This window comes from Actinoplanes sp. NPDC051411 (assembly GCF_040682075.1).
GTDB lineage: Bacteria > Actinomycetota > Actinomycetes > Mycobacteriales > Micromonosporaceae > Actinoplanes.
The window spans coordinates 1-16,072 of the sequence record NZ_JBFBAD010000059.1 but is presented as its reverse complement, the minus strand read 5'-3'; the positions used below and the strand labels follow the sequence as shown (position 1 = coordinate 16,072).

The following is a 16,072-nucleotide window of genomic DNA, read 5'->3' as shown; positions in this document are numbered from 1 at the left end:
GCGGCGTCATGAACTACGACGCCGAGCTCGTCCGCTACCACGCGGTGCTGCGCCGGGCCTGGTCCCTGCGGCCGGGCGACCGGGTCCTCGACATCGGCTGCGGCGCCGGGCAGACGACCCGCGACGCCGCGCTCATCGCGTCGGCGGTGCTCGGCGTCGACCCGGCCATCGCGGCTTCGCCGACTTCGGACACCGTCACCTACGAGCGGGCCGACGCCCAGACGTACGCCTTCGAGCCGGCCTCGTTCGACGTCGCGGTCAGCCGCTTCGGCACGATGTTCTTCGACGACCCGGTCGCCGCCCTCACCAACATCGGCCGGGCCCTCACGCCGGGCGGCCGGCTGGTGATGCTCGTCTGGCAGGCCGCCGACCGCAACGAGTGGGACAAACTCCTCCGGCAGGCCGTCGGCGGTCCGCTCGGGGGCCCGGATCCCTTCTCCCTGTCCGACCGGGCGACCGTGGAGCAGATCCTGAAGAAGGCGGGCTTCGCCGCGATCGCCTGCGACGACATCCACGAGCCGGTCTACTACGGCCCGTCCGTCGCGGCCGCACTCGACTGGGTCCGGAGCTTCGCCTTCATGAAGCAGCTCCCGCCCGCTGCGGCGTCAGACGTCCTGCTCCGGCTGGCCGGCCCGTTCGCCGAGCGGCTGACGGACGACGGTGTCCGGCTCGACTCCCGCGCCTGGCTCGTCACCGCCCGCCGTAGCTGACCGGCCACCGTGGCAGACCGGCCGCATCGCGGGCGTCGGCGGAATCGTCCCGGCGGGCTCCCCGAGAAACGCCGGTAGCCTGGTTGGTGTGCTGGAGATGGCGCTGACCGACCCGCCGTTCCGGCCGCTGCCGCCGGCCGCCTCGGCGCTGCTGCGGGAGGCCGGGGCGCCCGCGCGCCTGGGGGCTCACCTGCGGGCGGTGCACGACGTGGTGGTCTCGCTGGTCGACTGGGCCGAGGTGGCGTGCCCGGCGGCGCCGTTCGACCGGGAGGCCGTCCGGTTCGGAGCGGCCACCCACGACATCGGCAAGGTTCTGCACCTGGGCGAGCTGTCGGAGCCGGGCACCCGGCACGAGGCGGCCGGCGAGCGGCTCCTGCTCGAGGCCGGGGTCGAGCCCCGGCTCGCGCGGTTCGCGGGCACGCACGGGAGCTGGGGCTCGGAGCGGGCCGGCTTCGAGGACCACCTGGTGAGCCTGGCCGACAAGATCTGGAAGGGGAAGCGGCAGGAGGACCTCGAGCAACTGGTCGTCGAGCGGCTCGGGCTGCTGAACGGGCAGGCGCCCTGGGAGGCGTTCCTCGCGCTGGACGACGAGCTGACGGCCCTCGCCGCGGGCGCCGACGCCCGGCTGGCGTTTCAGAACGCGTACCCGATCGGCGCTTGACGCCTTCCCGGGGCGTACGGGGAAAGGGGTCCGCCCGGAGAATGGCGGGATGAGCCTGCCTTTTCCGTCACCGACGATTCCGGCCGCCGGCCGGGCCGAGGTTTTCGTACGCTACCTCGACTACTTCCGCGAGAGCCTGATCGCCAAGGTGGCCGAGCTGCCCGACCAGGAGTTGCGGCGCAGCCGGCTGCCGTCCGGGTGGACGCCGCTCGAACTGGTCAAGCACCTGCGGTTCGTCGAGCTGCGGTGGATCTCGTGGGGCTTCCAGGGCCGCGACGTCGGCGACCCGTGGGGCGACGAGCGGGACGACCGCTGGCACGTCGCGCCGGACGAGACCCGTGACGGCCTCGTCGCCGCCCTGCGCGATCAGGGAAAGCACACCGCTGACGTGGTCGCGGCCGGCGATCTCGACGCCGTCGGCGCGCCCGGTCCGCGCTGGGACGGCCGGCCGCCGGCCACCCTGGAACGGGTCCTGTTCCACCTGACCCAGGAGTACGCCCGGCACCTGGGCCACCTCGACATCGTCGCCGAACTCGCCGGTGTCTCTACCGGGGAGTAGGCGCGAACTCCTCGGTGCCGAGCACCCGCAGCAGATCGAGACGCTCCCGGGCCTCGGCGTCGACCGGGGTGAGCACCAGCAGCTCCTGGCCGAGGTCGGGGGTGACCAGCGTCTCGCAGTCCAGCCGGATCGGGCCGACCCGCGGATGCACCAGCGTCTTGCGGTCGGCCCGCCGGACCCCCACCTCGTGGTCCTCCCACCGCCGCCGGAACTCGGGGCTCGCCTCCCGCAGCCGGGCCACCAGACCCTCGACCACCGGGTCGCCGGCCCGCCGCCCGGCCGCCGCCCGCAGGTCGGCGACCAGCAGCCGGGCCAGGCGCTCCCGCTCGGACGGCACGTGCACGACCCGGGCCGCCTCGTCGGTGAACCACCGGTAGATCAGGTAGCGCCGGTCGCCGGTGAAGCGGCCGAAGTCGCCGTGCAGCAGGAACGACATCCGGTTCTGGGCCAGCGTCTCGCCCAGGTCGGACCGCACCAGCGCCGGCGTGTTCTCGAGCAGGTCGAGCATCCGCACCAGCCCGGCCCGGGCCTGGCGGGCCACCCCGTCGGCCGGCGGCGGACGGTGCCCGGCCAGGTGGAACAGGTGGTCGCGCTCGTCGTCGGACAGGCGCAGCGCCCGGGCCAGCGCGCCGAGCAACTGGGCCGACGGCTGGCTGCTGCGGCCCTGCTCCAGGCGTACGACGTAGTCGACCGACATGCCGGCCAGCATCGCCACCTCCTCCCGGCGCAGGCCGGCCGTGCGGCGGCGCGGGCCGTCGGACAGGCCCACCTCGGCCGGGCGGATCGCCTCGCGGCGGCGGCGCAGGAAGTCGGCGAGCTGGTCACGCTGCATCACCCCATGGTGCCGCCCTACCGGCCGTCCGATCCAGGGAGTCGCGCTCCTACGATGAGCGCTCCGCTCCCGGGACCGCCGGGGCGGCCGCAGACTGGCGACATGCAGAAACGAACCCTGGGAACCACCGGCCCGTGCGTCTCCGCCCTCGGCCTCGGGGCGATGGGCATGTCCGGTGCCTACGGCGAGACCGACCGCGCCGAGGCGGTCGCCACCGTGCACGCCGCCCTCGACGCGGGAGTCACGCTGGTCGACACCGGCGACTTCTACGGCATGGGCCACAACGAGCTGCTGCTGGCGTCGGCGTTGCACGGCCTTTCCCGCGACAGTTACCAGTTGAGCGTCAAGTTCGGCCAGATGCGCGGACCCGGCAACGTTTTCGGCGGCCCGGACGGCCGGCCGTCGGCGGTCCGGAACTTCCTCGGCTACTCGCTGGTGCGTCTCGGAGTCGACTACGTCGACATCTACCGGCCGGCGCGGCTCGACCCGTCGGTGCCGATCGAAGACACGATCGGCGCCATCAAGGAGATGGTCGAGGCCGGATACGTACGCCACATCGGGCTGTCCGAGGTCGACGCGGCGACGGTCCGCCGGGCCCACGCCGTGCACCCGATCGCCGACCTGCAGATCGAATACTCGCTGCTGTCCCGGGGCGTCGAGACCGACATCCGGCCCACGCTGCGGGAGCTCGGGATCGGGATGACGGCGTACGGCGTGCTCGGCCGCGGCCTGCTCTCGGGCCACTGGAGCCCCGGCCACGTCGCGGCGCCCGGCGACTTCCGCGGAATGAGCCCCCGGTTCACGGCCGGCAACGTCGAGCACAACCTGGCGCTGGTCTCCGCCCTGCGCGCGGTCGCCGACGCGAAAGGCTGCACGGTCGCCCAGCTGGCCATCGCGTGGGTCGCCGCCCAGGGCGACGACATCGTCCCGCTGGTCGGCGCCCGCAGCCGGGAACGCCTGGCCGAGGCCCTGCCCGCCCTCGACATCACGCTGACCGGCGCCGACCTCGCCGAGATCGAGAAGGCGGTCCCGCCCGGCTCGGCCCGCGGCGACCGCTACCCGTCGGCTTTGATGTCGTCGCTCGGTACCGGAAACTGACAGCCATGACGACTGTCCGGGCCGCCTCCGGCCTCGACGAGGTGGCCGACCTGTGGATCGCGCTGGCCTCGCATCACTATGAGGCCGGTGCGGCCCTCGCCTCGATGGCGGCGCCGGTCGGCGCGGCCGAAAGCTGGCCGGCCCGCCGCGGCCAATACGCGTCGTGGTCGCGGGAGCCGGGTTGGCAACTCCTGGTCGCCGACGACAACGGCACCGTCAGTGGCTATGCCGCCGCCCGCGTCACCCCGTCGTCGAGTGCCTGGAACTTCGGCGCCCACGTCGGCCGCCTCGAAACCCTGGCCGTGCTCCCGTCCGCCCGCGGCCGGGGCCTGGGCACCGCCCTGCTCGACGCGGTCCGCGCCGGCTGGCGCGACGCCGGCATCGAGTTCGCCACGGTCTCGGTGATCGCCGGCAACGACGGGGCCCAGCGCTTCTACGACCGGCTGGGCGCCGTCGAGTTCACCCGCACCAGTGTCTTCCCGGTCTGAAGCCGGCCGCCGAATTTCAGCGCGGGACCAGCTGGTCCCGGATGGTGTCGATGTCGGCCGGCGACCGGCGGTGACGGTCAGCCCGCTCATCGGCCGCCTCGACCCGGAGGGCTCAGCAGAGGGCTGCGGGGACGTCGCCGCCATGGTGGCTCGTCGAAGTTTGAGCGGCGTCGAGGTATCCGCGGCGGCGTCGTGATTGCGGGTGGGTTCGTAGACACGGGTTTCCGGCTTCGGGCGCCGTAGGGCGTGTTTCGTAGGGCGCGTAGCCATTGGTTGATGGCGGCGATGGTGAGGGTGGCTTCGTAGCGGACGGCGAGTTTGTCGTACCTGGTGGCCATGGCGCGGTGTTGTTTGAGTTGGTTGATGCCGCACTCGACGGCGTGGCGCAGGCGGTAGAGCTCGGGGTTGAAGGCGGGCGGCCGTCCTTGGGCCCTTTGGCCTTACGGTGCGTGTCTTGGTCGCTCTTGCTCGGGATGCATGCTCTGATGCCTCGCGTGCGCAGGTGGGCGCGGTTGGCCCTGGACGTGTACGCCTTGTCGGCAAGCACCGTGTCGGGTCGGGTCCGTGGCCGGCCGCCGCCGGTTCGGGCGACCCGCAGGTCGGCCAGCACTCTGAGGAACTGGGGGCTGCCGCCACGCTGACCGGCGGTGACCAGCACGGCGATCAGTTTGCGGCCCTGTTCGCAGGCCAGATCGGTTTTGGTGGTCCGGCCGCCCCGAGACCGGCCGAGCCCGTGATCGGCCGGCTCGATCTGCACGCCACCGGGCGGCTCTTTCTGCGTTTGGCCGTTTCGGCGGGCTCCGGCCGCGTGCTGGTGGGCGCGGCTGATGGTCGAGTCGACGCTGATCGTCCCCAGTCGATCAGCCCGGCCTTGTCCGCTCGGGCCTGCAATGAGGCCAGGATTTGAGCCCAGACGCCGTCACGCTGCCAGCGGCGCAACCATCGATATAGGGTCTGCCACGGCGGATACACCTCGGGCACGTCACGCCACGGTGAGCCGGTACGGACCCGCCACCGGATCCCGTCGATGATCAGTCTCATGGTCCATTTGCGCGCCGATCACGGCCCGTCGCCGCAGGCACCAGCGGTTCGAGCACCGCCCATTGCATGTCGGTCAAGTCGTGTCGCCTCGCTGCCGCTACGCTCGGCACGAGGTCTGCGGTGTGAAGTTCTAGCTTGGTCGCTGAACCAACTACCGGAGACCTCTTCTGTTATCGATCACCAACACGCCGGAAAAGCCGACGCCTACGAAACACGGTCTAGGCAAAGGTCTGGTGACGCGGTTGGTGCCTTCGGCGCCACCAGCGGTGAGAACGCGCTGGTCGGGCGAGCAGCACCCGGCCGCCGGACAGATGGCAGAACGCGACGGGCGGGTGGGCTTGCGACCCGCGGTTGGTGCTGGTGTTCCCGCGGTCGAAGAGGTGCGACACGCGTCCGTCGTCACCAGGCATAGTAATTGAAGGTGGACGACCACGGTGGTGTTGTCGTCCAGTCTGACCGTCAACGTCGTGGCTTGCTCGCTGGGAGCGGGGCGTAGGAATCGCGTGCTGATCACCAGTCCGCCGGCGTCGGTGGTCGCGCGGGAGAACTCTTTGTACGTGGTGCCGAGGTCGTCGATCGCGGTGCAGCGCCGCTCATGGCGAAAGAGCCGGGCGGCGTCGATGTTCGGGGGAAAGCCGAATCGCACGGAGACCGATGCGCTCCACACGTCGGCGCTTAGGGCAAAAACGTCTCGGGTGTCCGGGGCTGGAGCCGCTACGGGGATGACCTGAACCAGGACCGGGGGACGTGGCACCGGAAGCGAGTGCCCGGTCCGCTTGCTGATCTCGGCTCCGTGTGGCCCGCGTGCGGCCGCCAAGACCTCGTCCAGGATGGACCTGGCGACTGCCTCGCTGACGGTTCCCGCCGCGACGAGTCCGTTCACCAGGCCGCGCGCCTCGGCCTGGTCCGAGGGGGACAGGCCGGGGCGTTTCGCGGCGGCGTTGCGGTGTTGCCGGTCTCGAAGGAACCGGCGAAGGTGCTCAGCGCCGTCGATCAACTAGCCCCCCGGGGTGTGCGACACGGCTCATCCTAGGGGTCCGGCGTAGCGCGAAAGGCGCGCTGCGGCCTTGGCCCGGCCGAGGGCCGCGTTGTCGAAGCGGGAGTGGGTTCGTGCTTTCGTGGGCCCGGACGCCGTACGGAAAAAAGGCCGGAGCCCTTCGAGAGGGCCCCGGCCCACGGGTTTTCAGGCGATCGGGACGGTGACCGTCGCGGGGACGGTTTCGGTGCCGGTCAGGGGGAGGTTGCGGGAGGAGTCGCCGACCAGGATCTGGTAGGTGCCGGCGGTGGCGACCCAGCCGGTGTCCCAGTGGGCGAACGCCCGCATCGGCAGGGTGAAGGTGGCGGTCGCGGAGGCGCCCGGGTTGAGGGTCAGGCGCTGGAAGCCCTGGAGCTGGTGGGGCGGTTCGCCGTTGGCGGCCGGCTGGCCGATGTAGAGCTGGGCGACCTCGGCGCCGGCCCGGGCGCCGGAGTTGGTGACGGTCGCGGTCACGGTGGCAGTGCCGTTGGTGATGGCGCCGATGTGGAGGTTGCTGAACGTGAAGTTGGTGTAGGACAGGCCGTAGCCGAAGGGAAACAGCGGTGTCTTGTTCCTGGCGTCGTACCAGCGGTAGCCGATGTTCAGGCCCTCGGAGTACTGCACCTGGCCGTTGACGCCGGGCCACTGCGCGGCGGTCGAGGCCGGCACGTCGGCGAGGGACTGCGGGAAGGTGACCGGGAGCTTGCCGGACGGGTTGGCGTCGCCGTAGAGGAGCGCGGCGATCGCGCGGCCCCAGCCCTGGCCGTCGTAGAAGCCCTCGAAGACGCCGGCGACCTGGTTGAGCCACGGCATCAGGATGGCCGAGTTGTCGTTGAGGACGACGATCGTGCGCGGGTTGGCGGCGGCGACCGCGGCGATCAGCGCGTCCTGGTCGTCCGGCAGGTTGAGGCTGGTGTTGTCGGCCTCCTCGTGGCCGTAGTTGTCGCTGGCGAACACGATCGCGTAGGTCGAGCTCCGGGCCAGCGCGGCCGCGGCGGCCTGGTCGGTGCCCTCGTTGTAGGTCGCGGTCACGCCGGTGCCGTTGAGGCGGTTCTGGATGCCGGCGAACGGGGTGATCGTGCCCGAGCTGGTGACGGTGCCGCTGCCGCCGCCGATGGTCTGGGTGCCGGCGCCGGCGTCGACACCGATCACGGCGACCGAGTTTCCGCTGGTCACCGGCAGCGGGAGCAGCCCGTTGTCCTTGAGCAGAACGGTGCCCTCGGTGGCGCCGCGGGTCGCGACCTGCTGGTGCGCGGCCGAGGTGACCGCCGCGGTGGCCGATCCGCTCGGCGCGTGGTTGAACATGCCGAACTCGAACATCTTGGTCAGCACCCGGGACACCATCGTGTCGACAGTGGCCTGGGTGACGGTGCCGTTCGCGACCGCCTGCTGCAGGAAGTCGGCGTAGTAGTAGCCGCCCGGCATCTCCTGGGTCAGGCCGGCGTTGGCCGACTCGACCGTCGAGTGGATGCCGCCCCAGTCCGAGCCGGTGAACCCGGTGAACTTGGCCTGCTGGTACAGGCCGTTGTTGAGGATCGACGGGTTCTGACAGGACGGAATGTTGTTCACGTTGCTGTACGCGCACATGACCGCGGCGGCGTTGCCCTGGGTGATGGCGGTCTGGAACGCCGGCAGGTAGATTTCCTGCAGGGTGCGCTGGTCGACCACGATCGGGCCGGCCGGCTGCTCGATGTTGTACGCGGCGGCGTGCTTGACCTCGGCCATCACGCCCTTGCTCTGGATGCCGGTGACGTCGCCGGCCGCGATCTGCCCGGACAGGTAGGGGTCCTCGCCGAACGTCTCGTACGCCCGGCCCCACCGAGGGTCGCGGACCATGTTGACCGTCGGGCCGAGCGCCACGTTCACGCCCTTGCCGGCGAACTCGGCGCCGACCGTCTGGCCGTACAGGTTGGCGTAGTCCTGGTCGAAGGTGGCCGCGAGCGCGTCCCCGTCCGGCATCTGCGTCACCCCACCGAGCCCGTCGCCCACGCCCGACGGCCCGTCCTCGTAGTTGATCGTCGGGATACAGAGCGCCGGGATTCCCGGCACCTCACCGATGTACGTCCGGGTCGGCGTGGTCCCGTGCAGCATCAGCGTCTTCTGCTGGAGTGACATCTGGCCCATCAGCTGGGCGACCTTGCTCGGCACCGAGGCGCCCGAGTTGACCCACGGGCAGTTGCCGGGAGCGGGCTGGGTCGGCGGCGTGGTCGGCGGGACCGTCGCGCCGCCGGCCGAGTAGATCCCGAATTCCCACAGGGAGTAGCCGTAGCCGGTCGCGCGGGCCGTGCCGTACATGCGGACGTAGCGCCCGGTGCCGCTCACGCCGAGGGTCTGCGTGCCGCCGGTGCCGGCCGTGGTCGAGTACAGGTTCGTCCAGCTCGACCCGTTGGACGAGATCTGGATCTGGAACGCGGTCGCGTAGGCCGCCTCCCACTGCAGCTTGACCTGGCAGATCGGCAACGGGCCGCCCAGGTCGACCTGGATCCACTGCGGATCACCGACCGCGCTCGACCAGCGCGTCGTCGGGTTGTCGTCGATCGCGGCGAACGCGTCGTCGTTCCCGTTCTCCGCGCTCGAGGCGGTGGCCGTCCCGAGGAGCGCGACGTTGGTGGTGCCGCAGGTGCCCGTCGTCGGCGGCGTGCTCCCGCCCGTCGTCGGCGGCGTGGTGCTCCCGCCCGCCGTTCCGAAGACCTGGAATTCCCACAGCGAGTAGCCGTAGCCGGTCGCCCGCGCGGTTCCGTTCATCCGGACATATCGCCCGGATCCGCTGACGTTGAGCGTCTGAACTCCACCGGTCCCGGCCGCGGTCGAGTAGATGTTGGTCCAGCTCAGCCCGTCCGCCGACGTCTGGATCTGGAACGCGGTCGCGTAGGCGGCCTCCCACTGCAGCACGACCTGACTGACGGTCGCGGTCGAGCCGAGATCCACCTGGATCCACTGCGGATCGGAGAACACGCTCGACCAGCGGGTCCCGCCGTCTCCGTCGAAGGCCGACGACGCGGAGAAGGCGGCGTTCTCGCTCGACGAGGCGGTCGCCGGCCGGCCCTGGGACAGGAGCGTGGTGGCGGCGTCGGCGGGGAGGACGACCACCGCGATCCAGCCGGCGAGCATGACGGCCAGCGCGGCGGCGAGCAGGAGCCGGCGGGTGATCCGGGCGCGCGGCAGCGCGATGCGACTCGTAGTCACGGCTTGTGCCTCGGTTCTTGGGGGATTCGGGGATGGGGGATACCGGGCCAGAAGCGGGGGAGAGCGCTCTCCCAGTCAGGCTTCGCCCGGCGCCTCCGGGTGTCAAGACCGGCGCATCGGTTTCGGAACAAGACAACCGTCGAAGCAGGGTTGATCCTCGCCCGGCGGAAGGGCCGGCGGTCGTCGCAGAGACGTCACCATCACCGGAGCCGGCCGCGTGCCGCCACGGAGAACCATCGGCAGGGCGAGGTTGCTTTCAACCTGCTTGCGGCCGTACGCCTGGACGGCGCCCTCCTGCCTCCCAGACTCGACGCGGGTGGCGGGGTGGTGACCACCTCCAGCAAGGCCTGGCCCGCGACCTGGCCGTCCGCGTCAACGTCGTCTCCGCGGGCGCCGTCCGCACGTCGCCCGCGCCGGTGCCGGCGCCGTTTGCCGGCGTCCGGGTCGAAGGCGGACGGCGTGGCGGTGATGTGTTTGTCCCGCAGGGCCTCACGGGTCGGCCCGTGACGAATACGCGTGGTTCGGACGTGCCGTGGCCGCCCGGGTCCGGGCGTGGCGATCCGGACCGATCCAGCAGCGGTATCAGCTGAGGGGTCTCCGCGGCCTGTCCCAGGGACCGGCCGCGGCCGTCCGTTCAGCCCGCCGCGGGAACGTCCGATGCCCTCGGGCGGCGACGGCACCATTCCTGAGTACCACCGTCCCGCTGCCCGCCGCATTTCGGTCGCCGAGCTCGGCGGCACTCGATTTACCCCGAAATCGCCGAGCGCCGCCGGCTCACCCCGAGGCCGGCGAGTGTCGCGCTCAACCCAGGACGGGCAGGCGCGCCTCGATCAGCTCGCTCTGGGCGGCGTCGGGCCGGATGCGCCCGGCGCCCAGCAACGCGACCGTGCGGTCGTCCCACGAGGCCGGGAGCGCGAAACCGGCCAGCGCCTCCACGGTCGCCCGCGTGAGGCGCAGCGATCCGGCCGTCGGCGGCGCCGGCGTCAGCTCGCGGGCCAGGTCGAGCTGGTGGATCGCCAGCTCGACCGCCCATGTCGCCAGGAAATCGCCGGTCGACAGCACGTGCCCCTGGAAGCGCACGGCGCCGGACGGAAGCGCCCGCACCGCCGACCGGACGCCGTCGACGGTGGGCAGCAGGTGGCGTACGAGCCCGGACGGCCGGCGGTAGGCCGCGGCGAGCAGGCGCACGAACCGCACGTTGTCGAGCCGGTCGGCCGCCTCGTCGTTGGTCGGCAGCGAGGCGCGCCAGTAGGAGCCGGCGTCGGTGTCGGGCGCCGACTCGACCACGCTGACCAGCCCGAGCAGCATCTCCTGCAGTCCGAGATGGACGTGCACGACGACGTCGCCGACCGTCCAGCCCCGGCAGTGACTGGCCGCCACGAGCGAATCGTCGTCGAGGCCGGTGACCGTCGAGGCGAACAGGTCGAGTTCCTCGAGGAAGGTCGCCGCGGCCGGGGCGTGGTCGACGTGCACCGCTAGGCGTCCCAGCCGCTCAGCGTGAACGCCGCACCGGACAGATAGGCCTGGATGCAGTCGGCGCTGTAGGAAGACATCTCGGCCGGCAGCGACCCGGCCGGGAACCAGCCGAGGCCACCGCACTTGTGCGGCTCGGCGTTGACCGGCGTGCCCTGCGACGACGGGGCGGAGCCGGCCGCGAAGACCAGCCCGATCCGCGCGTGTTCGGCGGAGACGCGGTGGTGCACGGTGGCGGCCAGGCGGACCGAGGACCGGGACAAGCGGATGCCGATCTCTTCGCGGGCCTCGCGGATCATGCCGCTCAGCGCGTCCTCACCGTGTTCCAGCTTGCCGGACGGCAGGTTCCACCGGCCGTCGTGATAGCCCGTGTTCTGCCGCAGGGCCAGCAGCACCGACGGGCCGTCGTGGAGCACGAGGAACACGTCGACCGGGTGGACCGGCGGCGCCATCAGCCCGCGGCCAGCGCGTCGACCAGGCGGCGGGCCGAGCCGGCCAGGTTCCACCTCTCGGCCAGGGCCAGCAGTGCGTCCGGATCGCGGGGCGAGCGGGGCATCGCCGGGTCGAAGTCGGGCAGCGTCACGTCGAGCGCCACCTGGCACACCGGCAGCGCCGCCGCCAGGTAGTCGCGCGCCGCGTCGAGTTTCGCCCGCACCCCGGGCGCGAAGCCGGAGTCAGGGTCGTCGAGCGCGGCCAGGATCGAGGAGATGCCGCCGTAGCGCGACACCAGCCGGGCCGCCGTCTTGTCACCGACCCCGGCGACGCCCGGCAGCCCGTCGCTCGGGTCGCCCCGCATGGCGGCGAAGTCCGCATACCACCGGGCGGGCACGCCGTACTTGGCGAGAACCAGCGCGTCGTCGGCGTCCTCCAGCTTGGCGACGCCGCGCCCGCAATAGAGCAGCCGGGTGCCGCGCGAGTCGTCGACCAGCTGGAACAGGTCGCGGTCGCCGGAGACCACCTCGACCGGGCCGGGCTGGGTCGCGGCCAGGGTGCCGAGCACGTCGTCGGCCTCGTAACCGTCGGCGCCGAACGCCGGGATGCCGATCGCGCGCAGCACCTCGAGCAGCAGCGGGACCTGTTTTTCCAGGGCCGGCGGGACTATCTCGACGTCGCCGTGGGCGACGCGGTGCGCCTTGTACGACGGGACGAGCGCGACCCGCCACGCCGGCCGCCAGCTGTTGTCGAGCGCGCACACCACCCGGTCGGGGTGCCGGGTGCGGATGAGCTGGGCCAGCATGTCGAGGAAGCCGCGCACGGCGTTGACGGGCTCGCCCGCGGACGTCTGCGCGGCCTTCTCCGGGATGCCGTGGAAGGCGCGGAAGTAGAGGCTGGCCGAGTCGACGGCGAGCAGTGGTTGTCCGGACACGCGGCAAACCTTAGCGGCCGGGTCTGACAATCTCGCCCTAACGAACGTTAAGCTGGGGTAGTGGATCGCTTACTCCCCAATGACGAGGCGTACGACCTCCTCGATCTCACCCGTGAGATCGCCACGCGCGAACTCGACCCCAAGGTGGCCGATTTCGAAGGACGCGGCGAGTTCCCGCGCGACGTGATCCGCACGCTCGGCCGCTCCGGCCTGCTGGGCCTGCCCTACCCCGAGGCCGACGGGGGAGCGGGCCAGCCCTACGAGGTCTACCTGCAGGTTCTCGAGATCCTGGCCGGCCGCTGGCTGGCGATCGCCGAGGCGGTCAGCGTGCACACCCTCTCCTGCTATCCGGTCTACGGCCACGGCACCGAGCGCCAGCGCAAGATGCTGCCCGACATGCTGGGCGGCGAGCTGCTCGGCGCCTACTGCCTCTCCGAACCGCAGGGCGGCTCCGACGCCGCCCACCTGGCAACCCGCGCGGTGCGCGACGGCGACGACTTCGTCGTCACCGGCACCAAGGCATGGATCACCCACGCCGGTCACGCTGACTTCTACAACATCTTCTCCCGTACGGGCGGGGACGGCGCCAAGGGCATCTCGTGCCTGCTGGCCGACGCCGACACGCCCGGACTGATCCCGCAGAAGCCGGAACGGACGATGGGCCTGCGCTCGTCGACCCCGGCCCAGATCGTGTTCGACGGCGCCCGGGTCCCGTCCGACCGGCTGGTCGGCGCGGAGGGCAGCGGCTTCGCGATCGCGATGGAGGCGCTCGACGCGGGGCGGCTCGGCATCGCCGCGTGTGCGGTCGGGCTCGCCCAGGCGGCTGTCGACTACGCGTGCGCGTACGCCAAAGAGCGTGAGCAGTTCGGGAAGCCCATCGCCTCCTTCCAGGGGGTGGGTTTCATGCTCGCCGACATGGCGACCCAGGTGTCGGCGGCGCGGGCGCTGCTGCTCGCGGCGGCCCGGCTCAAGGACGCCGGCCGCCCGTTCTCGATCGAGGCGGCGAAGGCGAAGCTGTTCGCGACCGACGCCGCGATGAGGGTGACGACCGACGCGGTGCAGGTGCTGGGCGGGTACGGCTACGTGCAGGACCACCCGGTCGAGCGCTGGTTCCGCGAGGCCAAGATGCTGCAGATCGTGGAGGGCACCAACCAGATCCAGCGACTGGTCATCAGCCGCTCGCTCACCCGGGACTGATCACCTCCTCGGGTAGGGTGTCGCCCGTGGAAGAGATCGACCGGGCGATCGTGGGCGCCCTCACCGCGGACGGCCGGCTGTCCTACACCGACCTCGCGGAACGGGTGGGGCTCAGCGTGTCGGCGGTGCACCAGCGGGTGCGCCGGCTCGAGCAGCGGGGCGTGATCTCGGGGTACGCGGCGAGGGTCTCCTACGAGGCCCTCGACCTGCCGCTGACCGCGTTCGTGGCGATCCGCCCGTTCGACCCGTCGCAGCCGGACGACGCCCCCGAGCGACTGGCCCACCTGTCCGAGATCGACTCGTGCTATTCGGTCGCGGGCGAGGACTTCTACATGCTCCTGGTCCGGGTCGCCAGCCCGGCCGACCTCGAGCGCCTCCTGCAGGAGATCCGCACGGCGGCCAACGTGACCACCCGGACGACGGTGGTGCTGTCCACGCCGTACGAGAACCGCCCGCCCCGCATCGCGCCGTCGGCCCCCGTGGCGGCCGAAGCGGAGCAGTAGCGCAGCCTTGCGCGGCCGGCATCCAGCTGTCAGCCTAGCTTCCTAGGATGACATAGCGGGTGTGCGGGCCGGATCTTGAGCGCGGCACAACCCTCACGGCAGCAGCACGACCTTTCCGCGGTTCCGGCGAGCCTCGATGTGCCGGTGCGCGTCGGCCGCCCGGGCCAGCGGGAACGTCGAATCCACCACCGCCCGCGCCGCCCCGGACCGCGCCAGCTCCCACAGACGCGCGGATTGCGCGGCGTAGGCCTCGGGCGACGCCCGGGAGCGACGCGTAGGTCACGGCCGAGGACGCCCCGAGCGAGCGCACGAACCCGGTCTTGCCGGCCGACCCGACCGCCCCGATCACGGTCGCGAAGCCGGCCTGCCGCGCCAGCTGCACGAGCAGGTGGCCGACCCCGCCGGCCGCCCCGGTGATCAGCACCGACGTCCCCGTCCCGGCCGCCCCGGGCACTCCCGACGCGACCTGCCCGCTGCGCAGGAGGGCGACCGCGAGGGTGTCCGGCGCCCACGACGGCACTCGCGAGGCCAGGGCAGCGGGCACCAGCGCGTGTGAACCGTGCTGGCCGCGGTCGCCGAGCTGGGCCCGATCTCGCAGGCCGAACTGGGCCGTGTCCTGAACGTCGACCCGAAGGAGATCGTCGCCCGCACCGCCGGCCTTCTCCGCGACGGCCTGATCGACCGTGTCCGCGACTCCCGCGACCGCCGCCGCAACGCCGTCACCCTCTCGCCGGCGGGTCGCGACAAGCTGACGCGCACCGAGGAGCTGGGGCGGGCCGCCAACCAGCGCCTGACGTCCGCTTTCTCGCCCGCGGAAGGGGATCAGCTGCGGGAGTTGCTCGGCAAGCTCGCCCGGGTGCAATAGGTGACGTAGGGCAGCGAGAAGTCGGTCCGCCCGACCAGGTCCGGGTGGGTGGCCACCAGCTGCCGCACCTCGCGCAGCAGTGCCGCCCGCTCGTCCGCCGGGAGCAGGATCACCGCGCTGCGCGACGCGACCAGGTCCTGCAGCAGCGACGGCCCGATCGTGTGGACCCAGGGGAACGACCTGCGCTCGACCGGCTCGAACGGCGCTCCGATCACCGCCGCCTCGTCCGACGCGCAGTCGCGGTTCCCGATGATCTCGTCGAGCCGGCGCACCCAGTCGGCCCGGTCGTCGCGGACGTTCCACAGCAGCCCGAGCCGGCCGCCCGGTGCGAGCACCCGGGCGACCTCGGGGACCGCCCGTGCCGGATCCATCCAGTGCCAGGCTTGCGCGACCAGCACGACGTCGGCCGATCCGGACGGCAGCGGCATCGACTCGGCCGACCCGTCCACGACCGGCACGCCCGGCACCGACGCCGCCAGCTGGGCGCGCATGCCGGGGGAGGGCTCGACCGCGGTCACCGGCAGCCCGCGATCGCGGATCAGCCGCGTGAGCTTTCCGGTCCCGGCGCCCAGGTCGATCACCCGCGGAAGGACACCGGCCGACGAAGAGCCGGGAGCCGGCCACTCCAGCAGCCAGTCCAGCGCCACCGCGGGGTAGGTGGGCCGCGCGCGGTCGTAGAGGTCGGCGACGGGCCCGAAGGAGTTCGCGTGCGCGGCGTGATCGGTCACACCGGCGATCTTAACCGGCAACATCCTAGGACGCTGTGCGCGTTGCGGTTTGGGTTACCGCGGCCGCGGGAATCCGATAAGCACCAAGCGACACCAAACGCGGAGGATAGCGATGAGCTTCACCGACAAGGTCAAGAACGAGGCGGAAGAGCTGACCGGCAAGGCGAAGCAGGCCGTCGGCCGCGCCACCGACAACGAGAGCCTGGTCGCCAAGGGCGAGGCCCAGGAGACCGCCGCCCAGGCGAAGAAGGCCGGCGAGCACGTGAAGGACGCCGGTCAGGACGTCCGCGACGCGTTCAGCTGAGAAGACCCGCAGGGGGAGGGGCGGGGGGGGTTTGTCGCGGCCCCGT

Annotated in this window: 16 protein-coding genes and 2 pseudogenes; 9 read left to right on the top strand and 9 right to left on the bottom strand. The window is 72.0% G+C overall.

What is annotated here, in order from left to right; all coding sequences use genetic code 11:
- Positions 1–8 precede the first annotated feature (8 nt).
- The 3 genes from AB0M88_RS29235 to AB0M88_RS29225 all read left to right on the top strand — a co-directional run bounded on the left by AB0M88_RS29235 (position 9) and on the right by AB0M88_RS29225 (position 1,930).
- Complete coding sequence (locus AB0M88_RS29235) at positions 9–710, top strand: methyltransferase domain-containing protein (RefSeq protein WP_364107784.1); 702 nt, start codon at positions 9–11, stop codon at positions 708–710.
- 97 nt (positions 711–807) lie between these two features.
- Positions 808–1,371, top strand: a complete 564-nt coding sequence (locus tag AB0M88_RS29230; RefSeq protein ID WP_364107875.1) for an HD domain-containing protein — start codon at positions 808–810, stop codon at positions 1,369–1,371.
- Between the two features lie 49 nt (positions 1,372–1,420).
- Complete coding sequence (locus tag AB0M88_RS29225) at positions 1,421–1,930, top strand: DinB family protein (protein WP_364107782.1); 510 nt, start codon at positions 1,421–1,423, stop codon at positions 1,928–1,930.
- Here the strand turns inward: AB0M88_RS29225 and AB0M88_RS29220 are convergent.
- Positions 1,917–2,762 carry a helix-turn-helix transcriptional regulator gene (locus AB0M88_RS29220; RefSeq protein ID WP_364107780.1) on the bottom strand — a complete coding sequence of 282 codons (846 nt, stop codon included), beginning with the start codon at positions 2,760–2,762 and terminating at the stop codon, positions 1,917–1,919. The genes AB0M88_RS29225 and AB0M88_RS29220 overlap by 14 nt on opposite strands.
- Positions 2,763–2,864: 102 nt before the next feature.
- Here AB0M88_RS29220 and AB0M88_RS29215 point away from each other — a divergent pair, with 102 nt between their 5' ends.
- Both AB0M88_RS29215 and AB0M88_RS29210 read left to right on the top strand, forming a co-directional pair.
- On the top strand, positions 2,865–3,860 hold the full coding sequence (locus AB0M88_RS29215) for an aldo/keto reductase (RefSeq protein WP_364107778.1): 996 nt from the start codon (positions 2,865–2,867) through the stop codon (positions 3,858–3,860).
- 5 nt (positions 3,861–3,865) lie between these two features.
- Entirely contained in the window at positions 3,866–4,348 is a 483-nt protein-coding gene (locus AB0M88_RS29210) for a GNAT family N-acetyltransferase (RefSeq protein ID WP_364107776.1), read from the top strand.
- A gap of 290 nt (positions 4,349–4,638) precedes the next feature.
- Here AB0M88_RS29210 and AB0M88_RS29205 read toward each other — a convergent pair.
- The 6 genes and pseudogenes from AB0M88_RS29205 to AB0M88_RS29180 all read right to left on the bottom strand — a co-directional run.
- Positions 4,639–5,457, bottom strand: a pseudogene (locus AB0M88_RS29205) (IS5 family transposase); the annotation flags it as partial.
- A gap of 83 nt (positions 5,458–5,540) precedes the next feature.
- On the bottom strand, positions 5,541–6,386 hold the full coding sequence (locus tag AB0M88_RS29200) for a hypothetical protein (RefSeq protein ID WP_364107774.1): 846 nt from the start codon (positions 6,384–6,386) through the stop codon (positions 5,541–5,543).
- A 186-nt stretch (positions 6,387–6,572) separates the two neighbouring features.
- The gene (locus tag AB0M88_RS29195; RefSeq protein WP_364107772.1) at positions 6,573–9,590 is read right to left on the bottom strand and encodes a discoidin domain-containing protein; all 3,018 of its coding nucleotides are present in this window, start codon (positions 9,588–9,590) and stop codon (positions 6,573–6,575) included.
- Between the two features lie 801 nt (positions 9,591–10,391).
- Complete coding sequence (locus AB0M88_RS29190) at positions 10,392–11,063, bottom strand: maleylpyruvate isomerase N-terminal domain-containing protein (RefSeq protein ID WP_364107770.1); 672 nt, start codon at positions 11,061–11,063, stop codon at positions 10,392–10,394.
- Positions 11,064–11,065: 2 nt separating this feature from the next.
- Positions 11,066–11,515: an NUDIX domain-containing protein gene (locus AB0M88_RS29185; protein WP_364107768.1), complete on the bottom strand. Its 450-nt coding sequence runs from the start codon at positions 11,513–11,515 to the stop codon at positions 11,066–11,068.
- Complete coding sequence (locus AB0M88_RS29180) at positions 11,515–12,429, bottom strand: 5'-3' exonuclease (protein ID WP_364107766.1); 915 nt, start codon at positions 12,427–12,429, stop codon at positions 11,515–11,517. Before AB0M88_RS29180 ends, AB0M88_RS29185 begins: the two co-directional genes overlap by 1 nt.
- 60 nt (positions 12,430–12,489) lie before the next feature.
- On the opposite strand from AB0M88_RS29180, the gene AB0M88_RS29175 reads away from it, so the two are divergent.
- Entirely contained in the window at positions 12,490–13,626 is a 1,137-nt protein-coding gene (locus tag AB0M88_RS29175) for an acyl-CoA dehydrogenase family protein (protein WP_364107764.1), read from the top strand.
- A 26-nt stretch (positions 13,627–13,652) separates the two neighbouring features.
- Positions 13,653–14,129, top strand: coding sequence for an Lrp/AsnC family transcriptional regulator (locus AB0M88_RS29170; RefSeq protein WP_364107762.1), 477 nt, complete (start codon positions 13,653–13,655; stop codon positions 14,127–14,129).
- A gap of 93 nt (positions 14,130–14,222) precedes the next feature.
- Here the strand turns inward: AB0M88_RS29170 and AB0M88_RS29165 are convergent.
- Positions 14,223–14,360 (bottom strand): annotated as a pseudogene (locus tag AB0M88_RS29165) (zinc-binding dehydrogenase); the annotation flags it as partial.
- A gap of 328 nt (positions 14,361–14,688) precedes the next feature.
- On the opposite strand from AB0M88_RS29165, the gene AB0M88_RS29160 reads away from it, so the two are divergent.
- Positions 14,689–14,994 carry a MarR family winged helix-turn-helix transcriptional regulator gene (locus AB0M88_RS29160; protein ID WP_364107760.1) on the top strand — a complete coding sequence of 102 codons (306 nt, stop codon included), beginning with the start codon at positions 14,689–14,691 and terminating at the stop codon, positions 14,992–14,994.
- Here the strand turns inward: AB0M88_RS29160 and AB0M88_RS29155 are convergent.
- Positions 14,952–15,722: a class I SAM-dependent methyltransferase gene (locus tag AB0M88_RS29155; RefSeq protein WP_364107758.1), complete on the bottom strand. Its 771-nt coding sequence runs from the start codon at positions 15,720–15,722 to the stop codon at positions 14,952–14,954. The genes AB0M88_RS29160 and AB0M88_RS29155 overlap by 43 nt on opposite strands.
- A 112-nt stretch (positions 15,723–15,834) precedes the next feature.
- On the opposite strand from AB0M88_RS29155, the gene AB0M88_RS29150 reads away from it, so the two are divergent.
- On the top strand, positions 15,835–16,026 hold the full coding sequence (locus AB0M88_RS29150) for a CsbD family protein (protein WP_364107756.1): 192 nt from the start codon (positions 15,835–15,837) through the stop codon (positions 16,024–16,026).
- Positions 16,027–16,072: the final 46 nt, after the last annotated feature.

What these genes read in the sequence shown, in the direction of transcription:
- AB0M88_RS29230 (WP_364107875.1), top strand. Translation starts at nt 808, where the DNA reads ATGGCGCTGACCGACCCGCCGTTCCGGCCGCTGCCGCCGGCCGCCTCG.
- AB0M88_RS29185 (WP_364107768.1), bottom strand. Translation starts at nt 11,515, where the DNA reads ATGGCGCCGCCGGTCCACCCGGTCGACGTGTTCCTCGTGCTCCACGAC.
- AB0M88_RS29235 (WP_364107784.1), top strand. Translation starts at nt 9, where the DNA reads ATGAACTACGACGCCGAGCTCGTCCGCTACCACGCGGTGCTGCGCCGG.
- AB0M88_RS29225 (WP_364107782.1), top strand. Translation starts at nt 1,421, where the DNA reads ATGAGCCTGCCTTTTCCGTCACCGACGATTCCGGCCGCCGGCCGGGCC.
- AB0M88_RS29220 (WP_364107780.1), bottom strand. Translation starts at nt 2,762, where the DNA reads ATGCAGCGTGACCAGCTCGCCGACTTCCTGCGCCGCCGCCGCGAGGCG.
- AB0M88_RS29210 (WP_364107776.1), top strand. Translation starts at nt 3,866, where the DNA reads ATGACGACTGTCCGGGCCGCCTCCGGCCTCGACGAGGTGGCCGACCTG.
- AB0M88_RS29150 (WP_364107756.1), top strand. Translation starts at nt 15,835, where the DNA reads ATGAGCTTCACCGACAAGGTCAAGAACGAGGCGGAAGAGCTGACCGGC.
- AB0M88_RS29215 (WP_364107778.1), top strand. Translation starts at nt 2,865, where the DNA reads ATGCAGAAACGAACCCTGGGAACCACCGGCCCGTGCGTCTCCGCCCTC.